This window comes from Aminobacter sp. HY435 (genome assembly GCF_027568395.1).
Lineage (GTDB): Bacteria > Pseudomonadota > Alphaproteobacteria > Rhizobiales > Rhizobiaceae > Aminobacter.
On record NZ_JANKZL010000002.1, the window covers coordinates 114484 to 128488 of the forward strand.

Sequence of the window (14005 nt, forward strand, 5' to 3'; positions counted from 1 at the left end):
ACCCGGCGATGACCGTGAAATTCACTGAAGCGTCCAAGGACAAGCGCGCGCTCGAGGAAGGCGAGGCCTTCACGCCGCGCTTCGATGCCAATGGCCTGGTCACCGCCGTCGTCACCGATGCTGCCGACGGCATGCTGCTGATGGTCGCGCACATGAATGCCGAGGCGCTGGCGCTGACGATCGAGACAGGCATCGCCCACTACTGGTCGCGTTCGCGCGGCTCGCTGTGGAAGAAGGGCGAGACGTCAGGCAATTTCCAGCATGTCGTGGAGATGCGCACCGACTGCGACCAGGACGCGGTGTGGCTGCGCGTAAAAGTTTCCGGCCACGATGCAACCTGCCACACCGGCAGACGTTCCTGCTTCTATCGGACGGTGGGGCAAAAAGACGGCGTGGCGACCCTCGGCACGGACGGCAGTGCACCGCTCTTCGACGCAGACGCGATCTACCGCAAAAAGCCGTGAACCGACTACCTTTCCTACCACACAAAGATTCACGATTTTAATACGGGTCGGGTGTAGTCTGTTCCTGGGACAAGGGAGATCGCGATGCTCGAATGGGCATCTTTCCATGCGCGCCAGAACGTCCGGGAAGCCAACGGCTTTTCTTCCGGCACCGGCTCCGACAACTCCGAAAAAGCCAAGCAGACCGGAATATCCCTCGCGCTAGGCGGTGGCGGAGCGCGTGGCTGGGCCCATATCGGCGTGCTGCGGGCGCTGGATGAAGCAGGCATCCGCATCGACATGATCGCCGGCACCTCGATCGGTGCGCTGGTCGGCGGCTGCTATCTCGCCAACAAGCTCGACGAGTTGGAGGAATTCGCGCGCAGCCTGACCAAGCGCCGCATCTTCGGGCTGTTCGACTTGCAGATCGTCGGCAACGGGCTGTTCGGCGGCATGAAGCTCGATTCGCGCATGCAGCAGCACATGGCCGGCGTCACCTTCGAGGATCTGCCCAAGCCGTTCGTCTGCGTTGCTGCCGAGATCCGCACCGGCCATGAGATCTGGCTATCGAGCGGTTCGCTGATCAAGGCGATGCGGGCCTCCTATGCCCTGCCCGGCGTGTTCGAACCGGTGACGTGCAATGGCCGCGTGCTGGTCGACGGCGCGCTGGTCAATCCGGTGCCGGTATCGGTCTGCCGCGCCAACGAGCAGCCGCTGGTGGTCGCCGTCAACCTGCACTACGACCTGTTCGGCCGCGCCGCCGTGATCAAGCACAGCGCAGGCGAACTGATGGTCGAACGCGACGCCAAGCCGGCTGAGCAGCATGACGCCAATCGCAGCGCGCGCGAATCGCGGCTCGGCATCACCGGCGTGATGGTCGAGGCCTTCAACATCATCCAGGACCGAATCTCGCGGGCGCGCCTCGCCGGCGATCCGCCTGACCTGTCGCTGCAGCCAAGGCTCGGCCACATCGGCCTGTCGGAGTTCTATCGGGCCGACGAGGCGATCCGCCTCGGCTATGAGGCGACCAAAGCCCAGATGGAAGAAATCGTCAGGCTCCAGGCAGTTCTGGGCTGAAGTCGCGCCTGGCCGCGGCGATCACGGCCCGGCCAGCGATGCATCCATGACCCGCACCTGCACCGTGCGGTTGCCGTTCCAGTGGTTGACCGACAGCGAACCGGCGACATGGAGCGTGCGTCCGGCGTTGCGGAACAGGAAATCGCCGAGTGGCGTTTCGGCGGCGCGGAACGATATGCCCTGGATGCGACCGCCGCTTTCGGAACGCAGGTCGACACGAATATGGCCGGTGCCGATAATACGGACATCGGCAAGCTTATGACGCGGCAGCACGAATACCGGCGCAACGTGCCCGGCCCCGAACGGGCCAGCCTTTTCGAGCGCCTCGATCAGTGCAAGCGTCGCTCCCTCCGCTGCCAGCGCCCCGTCGATCAACAGGCTTTCTTCATCCTGCAGGCGAAACACGTCTGCTGCGGCGCGCGCCTCGAAGAAGGCGCGAAGCTCGCCGAGCTTGGCGCGCTCGACGGTGATGCCGGCAGCCATGGCATGGCCGCCCCCCTTGATAAGCAACCCCGCCTCGACCGCCTCGCGCACCAGGCGGCCGAGATCGAAACCGGAAACCGAACGTCCCGATCCTGTGCCGATGCCATTGGGATTGAAGGCGATCGCGAAGGCCGGGCGGCGGGCATGGTCCTTGAGCCGTGAGGCGATCAGCCCGACGATACCCGGGTGCCAGCCTGTGTTTGCGGTTACAAGGACGGCAGGCCCCGGCCCCGCACCGATCTCCGCGTCGGCTTCGGCGCGCGCCTCCGCCAGCATTTCGGTTTCCATCGCCTGGCGCTCCTGGTTCAGGCGGTCGAGCGTTTCGGCAATCGTTCCGGCTTCGACCGGATCGTCGGTGGCAAGCAGCCTGCTGCCGAGGGCGGCGTCGCCGATACGGCCGCCGGCATTGATGCGCGGGCCGAGCAGGAAGGCGAGATGGAAGTTGTTGAGCGGTTCGCCGATGCGCGCCACCCGGGCCAGGGCGGTCAGGCCATCATTGTGCTGCTGGCGCATCGCCTGCAGGCCCTTGACGACGAAGGCCCGGTTGACGCCGATCAGCGGCACGACATCGCAGACCGTACCCAGCGCGACGAGGTCGAGCATCTTGAGCAGGTCGGGGCGCGGCGCGTCGGGCTGCCTTTCGCGCAGCACCTTGGCCGTCTGCACCAGCGTCAGGAAGGTTACGCCCGCCGCGCACAGATGGCCCTGCCCTGAAAGATCGTCATCGCGATTGGGATTGACGACCGCGACCGCATTGGGCAGCGGTCCGCCGACCTGGTGATGGTCGAGAACGACGACGTCGGCGCCGGCTTCGTTGGCGGCATCGATGGACGCGGCCGAATTGGTGCCGCAGTCGACCGTGACGATCAGAGTTGCGCCGCGGCCGATCAGTTCGCGCATCGCATCGGGGTTCGGCCCGTAGCCTTCGAAAATGCGGTCGGGAATGTAGATCTCGGACTCTATGCCAAAATGCCCGAGGAAGCGCTTCATCAACGCCGACGACGATGCGCCATCGACGTCGTAGTCGCCAAAGATCGCCACCTTTTCGCCGCGGAACACCGCATCGGCGATGCGGGCGGCGGCCGGTTCCATGTCCGTCAGCGAAGCAGGATCGGGCAAAAGATCGCGGATGGTCGGATCGAGGAACCGTTCGGCATCCTCCGGCATCACGCCGCGCCCGGCCAGCACGCGGGCGACGATATCGGGCACGCCGTGCCCCTGCGCGATGGCAAGGGCCAGCATGTCCTGACGCTCGGTCAGCCGGTGCTCCCACGAGACACCGGTGGCCGAACGCCGCACACCCAGGAAATTACGCTTTTCAATCGCCATTCAGAAATGGTCCACCCGCTTCGGGTCGACCATAGGCGACCGGAACAGGCGCGTAATCAGAATTTTTCCAGATCCTGATGGCGCGCCTTGATCTCGCGCACCGTCTTGGACGACGAGCGCAGCACGATGGTGTGGGTGGTGATCGAGTCGCGGCCGAACTTGACGCCGGCCAGCATGTTGCCGTCGGTGACGCCGGTGGCGGCAAACAGCACGTCGCCACGCGCCATTTCGTCGGTGCGATAGACCTTCTTCGGATCGGTGATGCCCATGGTGGCGGCGCGGGCGACCTTGTCAGGCGAATCCAGCAGCAGGCGGCCGAGGATCTGGCCACCGGTGCAGCGCAGCGCCGCTGCCGCCAGCACGCCTTCAGGGGCGCCGCCGGTGCCGAGATAGATGTCGATGCCGGTCTCTTCCGGATTGGTGGTGTGGATGACACCGGCCACGTCGCCGTCGCCGATGAGGCGGATGGCGGCGCCGGTCGCGCGCACGGCTTCGATCAGCTTGGCATGACGCGGACGGTCAAGAATGCAGGCAGTGACTTCGTTCACCGGAACGCCCTTGGCCTTGGCGACACTGGCGATGTTTTCGGCCGGCGATGCGTCGAGGTCGATCACGCCCTCGGGATAGCCCGGGCCGACGGCAATCTTGTCCATGTAGACGTCGGGTGCGAACAGCAGGCTGCCCTTTTCGGCAATGGCGATGACCGCCAGCGCGTTGGGCAGGTTCTTGGCGCAGATGGTGGTACCTTCGAGCGGATCGAGCGCGATGTCGACCTCGGGGCCGCCGGCGCCGACTTCCTCGCCGATGTAGAGCATCGGCGCCTCGTCGCGCTCGCCTTCGCCGATAACGACCGTTCCCTTGATGGCGAGGTTGTTCAGTTCCTGGCGCATGGCGTCCACGGCCACCTGATCGGCGGCCTTTTCGTCACCGCGTCCGCGCAGCCTCGCGGCAGCCACAGCGGCGCGCTCGGTGACGCGCACGAGTTCCATGGTGAGAATCCGGTCGAGGCCGGCAACAACGCTTTTCGCCATATCAGGGTCCTGAAATCGATGAGTTCGGGTCGCCCGAACCGGGCTGGGGCTCTTATTGTCAAACACTTATGACAACGGCAAGACCCATGGCCAGCTTTATCGAAAGCGAAACAATATCAATCGATTGAAAGGGAAACGTATGATTTCGCGCTGTCGGGGAGCGTTACCGCTCCCTAGGCTTGGACAGCCAATCAGCCGGCGCGTTCGATGCGGATGACCTGCGGCTTGTCGGTCAGGTGACCGTCCTTGGTCACGCCGTCGACGGCCTTGCGGACCGCAGCTTCGGTGGTTTCGTGAGTCACCAGGATCACGGTCTTCTGGGCAACGCCACCTTCGGTGCCGTTGGCATGCTGGACGATCGATTCCAGCGAAATGTCGTTGTCGGCCATGCGCTTGGCGATCGCCGCAAACACGCCGATGCGGTCATGCACGGTCAGGCGGATGAAATAGCCGCCGGCGTGGCTGCGCATCTGCGCCTTCTTGTAGGGCTTCAGTTCCTTCGCCGGATAGCCGAACACCGGACCATGCTGGAAGCCCGGACGGCTCTTGGCGATGTCGGCGATGTCTCCAACCACGGCGGATGCGGTGGCGTTGCCGCCGGCGCCCGGGCCTGACAGCAGCAGTTCGCCGAGAATGTCGGTTTCAATTGCAACGGCGTTGGTCACGCCATGCACCTGCGCGATGACGGAGGCCGTCGGCACCATGGTCGGATGCACGCGCTGCTCGATGCCGCTTTCGGTGCGCTGGGCGACGCCGAGCAGCTTGATACGGTAGCCGAGTTCACCCGCGGCGCGGATGTCGGCCTGGGTGATGTTCGAGATACCTTCGAGATAGATCGCATCGGCGGCGATCTTGGTGCCGAACGCCAGGCTGGTCAGGATCGCCAGCTTGTGGGCCGTATCGTTGCCTTCGATGTCGAAGGTCGGGTCGGCCTCCGCGTAACCCAGACGCTGCGCGTCTGCCAGGCAGGCTTCGAAGGTCAGGCCTTCGGCTTCCATGCGCGTCAGAATGTAGTTGCAGGTGCCGTTGAGGATGCCGAACACGCGATTGACGCTGTTGCCGGCCATCGCTTCGCGCATCGTCTTGATGACCGGGATGCCTCCGGCTACCGCCGCCTCGTAGTTGAGCAGCACGCCCTTCTTTTCCGCGACCTCGGCAAGGGTCACGCCATGCTTGGCAAGCAGCGCCTTGTTGGCGGTCACGACATGGCGACCGGCGTCGAGGGCCGCGCGCACGCAGGCACGAGCCGCGCCTTCGTCGCCGCCGATCAATTCGACGAACACGTCGATGTCGGCTTTTTCCGCCATTTCAACCGGATCGTCGAACCACTTGGCGCCACCGAAGTCGACGCCACGGTCGCGCGAACGATCGCGCGCCGAAACCGCGGTGACGACGATTTCGCGGCCGCACTGACGCGTCAGTTCGGCTGCCTTGTCGCGCAGCACACGCGCCACCGAAGCACCGACCGTGCCAAGACCGGCAATTCCAATACGCAATGCTTCAGCCATGGTCGTCGGCGCCTCTTTACTTCGGTATTTCAGGATTTCGCGGTGCGCTCAGCGATGGGCTGCGAGCGGAACCACGTTGTTGGGATGTTTGGACGTGGACGTCAGGAAGCGCTTGATGTTGCGCGCCGCCTGGCGGATCCGGTGCTCGTTTTCGACGAGAGCGAGACGGACATAGTCATCGCCATGTTCGCCAAAGCCGACGCCAGGCGCCACGGCCACATCGGCGTGCTCGATCAGGAGCTTCGAGAACTCGAGCGAACCGAGATGCTTGAACTGCTCGGGGATCGGAGCCCAGGCGAACATCGTCGCCGCCGGGGCCGGGATATCCCAGCCGGCGCGGGCAAAGGAATCGACCATGATGTCGCGGCGCTTGTGATAGACCTCGCGCACTTCCGCAATGTCGGCACCATCGCCGTTGAGGGCCGCTGTCGCCGCCACCTGGATCGGCGTGAACGCACCGTAGTCGAGATACGACTTCACGCGCGTCAGGGCGGCGATCAGGCGCTCGTTGCCAACGGCAAAGCCCATGCGCCAGCCCGGCATCGAGAAGGTCTTCGACATCGAGGTGAACTCGACGGTGACGTCGATGGCGCCCGGCACCTGGAGTACCGAAGGCGGCGGATTGCCGTCGAAGTAAATTTCCGAATAGGCGAGATCCGACAGGATGATGATGTCGTTCTTCTTGGCGAAGGCGACGACGTCCTTGTAGAAATCGAGCGTCGCGACTTGCGCCGTCGGGTTCGACGGATAGTTGAGGATCAGGGCCAGAGGCTTGGGGATCGAGTGACGGACGCCACGCTCGAGCGCCGGGATGAAGCCGTCGTCGGGCTTCGCCTGCAGCGAGCGGATGACGCCGCCCGACATGATGAAGCCGAAAGCGTGGATCGGATAGGTCGGATCGGGGCACAGCACCACATCGCCAGGCGCGGTGATCGCCTGCGCCATGTTGGCAAAGCCTTCCTTGGAGCCGAGCGTCGCCACGACCTGGGTATCGGGGTTGAGCTTCACGCCGAAACGGCGGGCATAATAATTGGCCTGAGCGCGGCGCAGGCCGGGAATGCCGCGCGACGACGAATAGCGATGCGTGCGCGGATCGCGCACGACTTCACACAGCTTGTCGACGATCGCCTGCGGCGTCGGCAAGTCGGGATTGCCCATGCCGAGATCGATGATATCGGCTCCGCGCGAACGGGCCGAGGCCTTCAGCCGGTTGACCTGCTCGAAGACATAGGGCGGAAGGCGACGGACCTTGTGAAATTCTTCCATGTCAAATCCAGGTAAAACGGGGGGCGCTTTTGCGTGCGCGGTATATACTCAATTGCAGGCGGGGTCGATAGGGTCGCACTTGCCTTCGATTGCCTTCAGCGTGTCTTCGCCGTGCTTCCTCGCCAGCGTCGTCATGGCACCCGGGTCGGATGCCGCAGCACCGGCGCGGCCGCCCTGGCGCTGCCTGGCGCCCTGGAGCGCCGCCAGCTTCGCAGCCTTCTGGTCTTCGGTGAACTGCGGCGCCGCGACCTTCGGCGCGATGTTCAAATTCGGATAGGTACCCGTGTCCTGCGCGCCACGCGTGCCGGACGCGAGGGGAGCCGTGTCGACGGTGCTCGTGCTCGAGCAGCCGGCGACCGCGAGCGGCAACACGGCAACTGTCGCGGTCAACATCATGCGCGCGCAGAAAAAAACATGCCGACCAACACTATATGTCATAAAGTTTCCCCGACAGGCGCGGTAGAGCGCGTTGGACCCGGTAAGACGTCACATGATAGTATGTCAATATCCCGGCGTGGCGGCGTAACGTTGATTTTGTTGCATTAAATAGGGTCGCAACAGCCCCGTGTATGACAGTCCCGTTAGACAGGCGTTTGAGCGGCCCTAAGCTCCACCTGGGCATTTGCCAACAGGCGCATAACCTCGTTCAACTCGGCCACGGTAGGTTTGGCCCGCGCACCCATAGTAGCACGCTCGCCTAGGATGCGATGCGCCGCCGCCACGTTGCCGAGCGCTTCACTGAAGGATACCGCAATCATGAGCATACCGATTAGCTCTAGGAAGGTAAAGAGAAAATCCCAGGCCCATTCCTTGGCACGCATGAGGCGCGACACGTTGCGGGGCTCAGCGCTCATTGGTGGCGGCCTCCGCCCGCTTGTCGGCAATCGTGAAGTGGTGCGAGTAGACCCCAGCGCGAACCCAGACATAGAAGTCGCCGCCATCCGCCATATGCCAGTCGCCGGCCCAACCCAGGCGCTCCGCCAAGGCCTTTGCGGCGGCCTCATGGTTGCCTACGCTGTCTAACAGATGATCCCAGTTAAGCGTTAGCGTGCGCTGTTCACCTGGACGGCCACTGTCCATCACGCTGGCCTTAACGCGACTGCTACGTGTGTTCGTATAGCCTAGATAGGCGGTCTTGATTGCAACGGGCATGGCTTGAAGTCTCCTCAACATGCTGCCCCGCTTGATTGCCAGGCAGTGGCGCACAGTGGCCATGTAGAGGGCCGCGCTGGGCCCTCCTCAAAGCGACTGAGGCGGTGTTGTTGGGTTAGGCGTGGATTAGGCCATCATCGCCTATGTAGAGGTCCACGTTGCCGAAGCGCTTGGCGGCCTTGGTGAGCTTTGCGCCTTGCTTGTCAGGCCAATCGCCGTCCCAGAAACCAGCGCCATGGCCGCACCGCGTGAGCCAAAAATCGTGGCCCGCTTGTGCGAAGTCCTCACAGTCGGCCAGCGTGTCCTCTGTGGCTGCATAGAAGGCGTCACAATCGGCCCGCATCTTGGTGAGCGTATCAGGCGCGATGTCGCTGGCGTCGTGGTTTTCGTCCAGCGGCCTGGCGTCGTCGCCTGTTGAGGACCATAGGGCGGCCCCCACGTAGGCATCGAAGAATTCTTCAGGGGCGGCCATGGTCATGCCCTCCCCATGATGTCGGCACGGAGGGAGTGCGGAACCAGATTAAGGCTGGCCGCGACTGTGTAGGCTTGAACCTTTGGGCCCGTGTCCCTTACCAGGGCGTCCGCAACGCTGTCGTCTGTGCCCCTGTTGAGTAGGGCGATGGCGTCCATTGCGGCCCTGTGTGCGGCCCTAGCGCCTGCCGCGCCTGGGCTGTTTGCATGGTCGCGAGCGTAGACCCTGTGCGTTTCAGCAAGGTTGGCCAGCGCGTCGGCAAATAGCGACGGATGACACGCAAGAGACCGCAAGATAACGTCGCGGGCTGTGCATGTCGTGAAGTCGATAGGATACATCGTCGCGGCCTCCTCAATAGCCAAGCCACTGGCGGACATCACGCCCAGCCACATGGGCAACCGCAAAGCCGTCAATCGGGTCTTGCTCAAAATACACAGGGAACACAGTGGCCTCCTCAAAGTACCTGTCATCACTATGGTCGCCGCCTGTTGCCGCCATGCAGGGCATAAGGCCAACCAAGCCTTCCGGCGTGTCGTACACCTGGAAGCCATTGGCCACGATGAAAGCCTTAGCGCGTTCTGCAAGCATGTCCTTAGTCCCTCTCTATCTGTGTTGAACCTTGTGGCCAACCACATGCCGAACCACAAGCCCAACTGTAAGACTGAGTGCATTGCGGTTGTCAAGTGGGCGGCATGAAGAAAAGCATGCGGGTGGCACAAGGGCCGGTAGACCCCATGCGCTCAAAGTGACCTAGTTGCTAACCATGGATGAGATCATAAGGGCGACCACATGGCCAACCTAATGGGCAACACTCCATGTTGGCGACCAGGTAGCGGCCCAATGTCCTCCGGTAAGGACATGGGAGCGGTGCGATATCAAGCACTTAGGCACTAGGTTGGCCCCATGGCGGCCCAGTGCCGGCGTCCAGGTGGCGTAGTGCGGGCCTTTGGTGCGGCAGGAGGGGCACGGGGGGAATGCTCGCCGCAGCCCACACGAGAGTACGTCTCACGTGGGTGACCCCTAGTTTCATTGGGTGGGCATCAAGGGTCTAAGTGAAGTGGGGCCGGTATCCCCTCCCTCCCCACTGTCTCCTTATGGGTAGGCAGTAAGTAGGTCACTTTGAGCACAAGAGCAAAGCGAAGAGAGACGCTGCCTCCACACTGCAAGCATAGTGGGCACCCAAGGGAGGGCATAAAGTAGGGGCATGAAGTTTGGCATCAAGGGAGCCCTCCAAGGGATGATGGGGAGAGCAGGGGTGGTCTATATCTCTCTATAGAGGCACGGAGGGCTCCCCTGGCTATAGTCCGTCCTATTGGCTTCTGAGCAAAAGCGCATAGATGCCGCTATGGACACCTACGCGCTCTCTTTCATCTGTTGGTGGGCCGAGTGGATGCAGGCCGACCATCAGGCCTTTTGGAGCCCCCACGGCCGACCGCTTCTTCCGTCTCGTGAAGCAGCCGCTCAAGCTCATCCTCGTAGCGGTCCTCACGGGCCCGTACAGCCATCCCCAGTGGGTCAACACCAAGCCGGGGCGCAAAGATACCGCAGGCACCCGAGAGGCTCTCCAAGCGGTCATCATGGCCCAGACAGTCACGCTCTCGCGTAAGGTGGGTGTACTGGTAGCCCCACGCATAGCGGTGGCGGCTGTCCTCGCCCTCGATCTTCTGGAGGGACGCATGGTCCCACTCGATGACCGCCCGGGAGACAACAAGCCGGTGCTGCTGGGTGATCGGCTCAAGCACACTGAGGATGCGCTTCTCCTTCTCCACCCTGCCGGACTTCACCTCTTCGATGACGGTGCCGCCGTGGTCATCCGCTCGGGCACCCTTGTTCGCCTTCTCCCACTCCTTGAAGAGAACAGGCTTCAGGAGGGCCACAAGCATGCCGTCACCGTAGTTGCTCTCCACGTAGAGAGTGGTGACGCGGAACCTTACGCAGGCCTTGGCGATAGCCGTGAGCGTCTCTATGCCGTAGCCATCGGTGTTGGCCCAGAGGTGGAGCCAGTAGAGGCGGCCGTAGAGTTCCGCCACGATGCTCAGGGAGGTTTCATCCGCCCCGCGCCCCGAGCCGTCCACGTAGCCGATGACCTCGGTGTACTTCTCGTAGACCGCCCTCTCCACTGGCACAGGGCCATAGTAGAAGTCGCCATCGTGGCCCATCACCGGGAGGTCGCGCTGGAGGTTCGTGGACCCCCATATGACCTCATCAGGGCCCATGCGGTCGTCCAGGTCCATGACGGTGAGGTCTTTGAGGCGGAGCGGGAACTTGTCCATGAAGGAGCCCGAAAGGTCCAACATGAACTGGAGCCGGAACTCCGAGTTGCCCATTGCGGCCCTGCGGCCCTCAAGGTCCTCGTCGGTAAAGCGGAAGGGCATCGTGGAGTGGCCCACAATGCTCGGCCCCTGCTTGCGCAGCTCAGCCGTGATGTACGGTGCCAGCCACTTCCCGTAGGCCTTAATCTCATCCTCGGACGGGAACAGGGCGGGCCAGATGCGGGCATCGTAGACAGGCTTGCCGTGGACATCCTTGAGGCGGAGCAGCTTGAGATACAGGCTGTCCACGTCGTGCGGGGTGCCAAGGTACTTGATGACGCCACCGGGCGTGAGGACGGACTCAAACTCCTTGACGGCCTCTTCGATCTTCTCCCGCATGACCACAGTCAGGGAGTTCGTCTGGGTCTCCACGTCATCAGGGATGATGCAGGAACCACGGAAGCCGACGAGCTGGCCACCAATACCGAAGGCCGTGAAGGAGGCCGACTGGCCGGGGATGCAGTTGCCCACATCCCACATCTGGCTGGACTGTCGGTAGTCCGTCTTGGGCCGCATGTGTGCCAGCAAGGGCATCGTCATGACTAGCCCGAGGCACCAGTTGGAGGTAGCCACAGCACGCTTCAGCGAGCCCGAGACCACCATCACCTTCTCGTCTGGGTCACAGTACAGACGCCACAGGGCATAGGCCCCGGTGATCCACGACTTGGAGAAGCCACGGAAGGCCATGATGATGGCGCGGCTGGGCCCATGCTGGAGCCAGTACGCCATGTCGAGCTGGATGGGGTTCGGGTCATTCCCGAGGAGGTGCCGCCAGATGAGCGTAAGGAAGACCCGGAAGTCTGCCTTGATGCGGGCCTCCAGGCTCACCGCTGGGGTGTGCGCGGTGGAGCTTAGGGCAACCTGCTTTATAGGCTGCGTGTCTGGCTCTGGGAGGGGTACAGGAAGGTGGGTAACGACATCCGCCGATGACGGAGCCTTGGCGGCCTTACGGTCCTCCTTGAGGGCCCTGCGAGCCGCCGCGCGTGGGTCTAGGGGCTCGCCTCCGACTAGGAGCGGGTCAACGAGTTTAACCACGCTTGTCGTCGTGCTCCTTGGCCTCGCGGAGATACGCCTCGCCCGACTTGCCGAAGCACCCATCCGGCCACTGGAAGTTGGACATGCGGATACGGGTGCGCCGCTCCGTGGGGCCCTCCATCTTGTCCGCGATGCGCTTCAGGCTGATGGCGATGGACACAAGCGCGGCTTGGTTCTGGTCGAACTCCTCGACCGCCTCCGACTCAAGCAGGTGGCCAACGTTACGCATGCTGCTCATGCCGCCACCTCGATCCTTGTAGGCTTCTTCGTGTAGACCTTGCCGTCCGCCCTGCGCACCCGCGCCCAGCCGTGGCCGAACACCGTGATGGTGCCTTCGTGCTTGCCGTAGCGGACCTTGATGCCGGGCGTGAGGAAGCGGCCGTTCTTGTCGGTCACAGGCGCAACCGCCGTCATTTGGACACCGCTGTAAGCAGGGCCTTGGCAAGCGGACCATATTGGCGCTCATCGGTGAAGGGCTTGGTGCCATCACGGCCCGCCCCCACCCAAAGGCCCTGTGCCCTCGCTGCCGCAAAGAAGTCGCGCACCTGACGTTTAAGGGCCTCCAACTCGGCCCCCTCGTGCGTTCCCCGGTTCAAGTCGTACATGCCGGGTCCACCAGCAAGACGCTCTCGGGCTGCTTCAGGCCCCCATTGGAGCCGTCCTCACCCTTGACGCGAATGTAGAGGTCTCCCCACTTGTCCAGCTCCGGGACCTTGTGGGGGACGATGATGCCGAAGCGCAGATGTGCCCGCTTGTAGGAGAGCGTGGCGTAGGCCACACGGTCCCCGAGCTTCAGGGGCTTCCCGAGCTTATCCTTCAATGCATTCTCCAGAAACGAAAGACCCCTCCACTAGGGAGGGGCCTAGGGGGTTAGCCGTAGTTCGGCGTCTCGAAGTCCGGGAGGTCCAGCGGAGCGACTTCCTCACGCGGGGCATCCGGGGGAATGCCGAGGGTAAGCCCGTTATCCTTCAGGATGTTGCGAAGGATGGCCTTCTCCTGATGATTGGCTTTGCCCGACCTGACCTTGCCCACGAGGTTGGCGAAAAGAGCCTTCTGGCCTTCGCGGAGAATGTCCTCGACGGACATCCCCATGAGCCGGTCGAACTCCCCCGCCTCCACGTCCGGGGCGTTAGGGTCTTCCTCGTCCAAAGGCGAGCCTCCGTTGTGCCCTATGCCGGCTTTAGGCAGCGGGCAGAGCCGGGGAAGTGTCGGACGTGTCGATGTACAGGAAGCCGTCCACAGCGCCGCCCGTGGCGAAGCTGGCAGGCTTGACCTGGATGCGGTCGCCCTTCTTGACGAAGCGGGTGGCCGAGCCCCCGGTTGCCGCATCGTTGTTGCGGGTGCCCTTGGTCGCACTGTTGGCGACTGCCACGGAGAGACCCGTAACGGTGACAGCACCGGCCGGGCCAGTCAGGACCGTAAGGGTGCCACCCGTGGTGATTGCGGCCTGGACGATGGTGTCCATTTCGTTGATATAGCCATCGGCCGGGGCCACGACTTCAACGGAGGTGTTGGCAATAAGGATTGCCTGCGGGATGAAGAAGGCGACCGGGAGCCGGAAGCCAGTTTTCAGGGACATGAAGTTCCTTTCCTATTTTGCGAGATAGGCCAACAGAGAAATGACAACGGCTGCTGCTGGCCAAACAGCATGCCAAAGACTTGATGCCATCCCCGAGCTGGCCCCAATGCGGGCGTGGCTCAGCTCAAGGGCCCTTATGCGGACCTCATGGTCATCATGGGTTTTCGTCATGGCCGCTATGTCGTCGGCCACGGTGTCCATCTTGGTGTCCAGCCGCGTAAGGGTGGAGAAGATGGAGTTGACTTCCCGGTACGTGAGGATGGCATTACGCCGGTCTTCACGGGAGGTCTCGGAGGCGTCCTCGGGGACTACTGCCAA

General features: G+C 63.2%; 19 protein-coding genes. 2 read left to right on the plus strand and 17 right to left on the minus strand.

Annotation, left to right across the window (positions count from 1 at the left end; all coding sequences use genetic code 11):
• Positions 1-8 precede the first annotated feature (8 nt).
• Together hisI and PCJ21_RS03105 are read left to right on the plus strand one after the other, a co-directional pair.
• Positions 9-464, plus strand: coding sequence for a phosphoribosyl-AMP cyclohydrolase (hisI, locus tag PCJ21_RS03100; protein WP_269929920.1), 456 nt, complete (start codon positions 9-11; stop codon positions 462-464).
• An 84-nt stretch (positions 465-548) separates the two neighbouring features.
• Positions 549-1520, plus strand: coding sequence for a patatin-like phospholipase family protein (locus tag PCJ21_RS03105; protein ID WP_269929921.1), 972 nt, complete (start codon positions 549-551; stop codon positions 1518-1520).
• Between the two features lie 21 nt (positions 1521-1541).
• Here PCJ21_RS03105 and recJ read toward each other — a convergent pair whose 3' ends face one another.
• From recJ to PCJ21_RS03190, 17 genes are all read right to left on the minus strand, one after another.
• On the minus strand, positions 1542-3332 hold the full coding sequence (recJ, locus tag PCJ21_RS03110; protein ID WP_269929922.1) for a single-stranded-DNA-specific exonuclease RecJ: 1791 nt from the start codon (positions 3330-3332) through the stop codon (positions 1542-1544).
• Between the two features lie 56 nt (positions 3333-3388).
• The gene (glpX, locus tag PCJ21_RS03115) at positions 3389-4363 is read right to left on the minus strand and encodes a class II fructose-bisphosphatase (RefSeq protein ID WP_269929923.1); all 975 of its coding nucleotides are present in this window, start codon (positions 4361-4363) and stop codon (positions 3389-3391) included.
• Positions 4364-4554: 191 nt separating this feature from the next.
• Positions 4555-5871: a homoserine dehydrogenase gene (locus PCJ21_RS03120; RefSeq protein ID WP_269929924.1), complete on the minus strand. Its 1317-nt coding sequence runs from the start codon at positions 5869-5871 to the stop codon at positions 4555-4557.
• A 48-nt stretch (positions 5872-5919) separates the two neighbouring features.
• Positions 5920-7137: an LL-diaminopimelate aminotransferase gene (locus tag PCJ21_RS03125; protein WP_269929925.1), complete on the minus strand. Its 1218-nt coding sequence runs from the start codon at positions 7135-7137 to the stop codon at positions 5920-5922.
• A gap of 48 nt (positions 7138-7185) precedes the next feature.
• Positions 7186-7533: a hypothetical protein gene (locus PCJ21_RS03130; protein WP_269929926.1), complete on the minus strand. Its 348-nt coding sequence runs from the start codon at positions 7531-7533 to the stop codon at positions 7186-7188.
• Positions 7534-7718: 185 nt separating this feature from the next.
• Positions 7719-7991: a hypothetical protein gene (locus tag PCJ21_RS03135; protein WP_269929927.1), complete on the minus strand. Its 273-nt coding sequence runs from the start codon at positions 7989-7991 to the stop codon at positions 7719-7721.
• Entirely contained in the window at positions 7981-8289 is a 309-nt protein-coding gene (locus tag PCJ21_RS03140) for a hypothetical protein (protein ID WP_269929928.1), read from the minus strand. Before PCJ21_RS03140 ends, PCJ21_RS03135 begins: the two co-directional genes overlap by 11 nt.
• Positions 8290-8404: 115 nt before the next feature.
• Entirely contained in the window at positions 8405-8767 is a 363-nt protein-coding gene (locus PCJ21_RS03145) for a hypothetical protein (RefSeq protein WP_269929929.1), read from the minus strand.
• Positions 8768-9112: 345 nt separating this feature from the next.
• Positions 9113-9349: a hypothetical protein gene (locus tag PCJ21_RS03150; RefSeq protein WP_269929930.1), complete on the minus strand. Its 237-nt coding sequence runs from the start codon at positions 9347-9349 to the stop codon at positions 9113-9115.
• Between the two features lie 779 nt (positions 9350-10128).
• Positions 10129-12108, minus strand: coding sequence for a phage terminase large subunit (gene terL / locus PCJ21_RS03155; protein WP_269929931.1), 1980 nt, complete (start codon positions 12106-12108; stop codon positions 10129-10131).
• On the minus strand, positions 12101-12346 hold the full coding sequence (locus PCJ21_RS03160) for a hypothetical protein (protein ID WP_269929932.1): 246 nt from the start codon (positions 12344-12346) through the stop codon (positions 12101-12103). Before PCJ21_RS03160 ends, terL begins: the two co-directional genes overlap by 8 nt.
• Positions 12343-12522 carry a hypothetical protein gene (locus tag PCJ21_RS03165; protein ID WP_269929933.1) on the minus strand — a complete coding sequence of 60 codons (180 nt, stop codon included), beginning with the start codon at positions 12520-12522 and terminating at the stop codon, positions 12343-12345. The genes PCJ21_RS03160 and PCJ21_RS03165 overlap by 4 nt, the downstream gene beginning before the upstream one ends.
• Positions 12519-12713, minus strand: coding sequence for a hypothetical protein (locus tag PCJ21_RS03170; RefSeq protein WP_269929934.1), 195 nt, complete (start codon positions 12711-12713; stop codon positions 12519-12521). Before PCJ21_RS03170 ends, PCJ21_RS03165 begins: the two co-directional genes overlap by 4 nt.
• On the minus strand, positions 12701-12928 hold the full coding sequence (locus PCJ21_RS03175; protein WP_269929935.1) for a hypothetical protein: 228 nt from the start codon (positions 12926-12928) through the stop codon (positions 12701-12703). Before PCJ21_RS03175 ends, PCJ21_RS03170 begins: the two co-directional genes overlap by 13 nt.
• Positions 12929-12978: 50 nt before the next feature.
• Positions 12979-13257 (minus strand): hypothetical protein, encoded by a 279-nt coding sequence (locus PCJ21_RS03180; RefSeq protein WP_269929936.1) that lies wholly within the window; start codon positions 13255-13257, stop codon positions 12979-12981.
• Between the two features lie 31 nt (positions 13258-13288).
• Positions 13289-13687: a hypothetical protein gene (locus PCJ21_RS03185; RefSeq protein WP_269929937.1), complete on the minus strand. Its 399-nt coding sequence runs from the start codon at positions 13685-13687 to the stop codon at positions 13289-13291.
• A 12-nt stretch (positions 13688-13699) separates the two neighbouring features.
• Positions 13700-14005 (minus strand): hypothetical protein, encoded by a 306-nt coding sequence (locus tag PCJ21_RS03190; RefSeq protein ID WP_269929938.1) that lies wholly within the window; start codon positions 14003-14005, stop codon positions 13700-13702.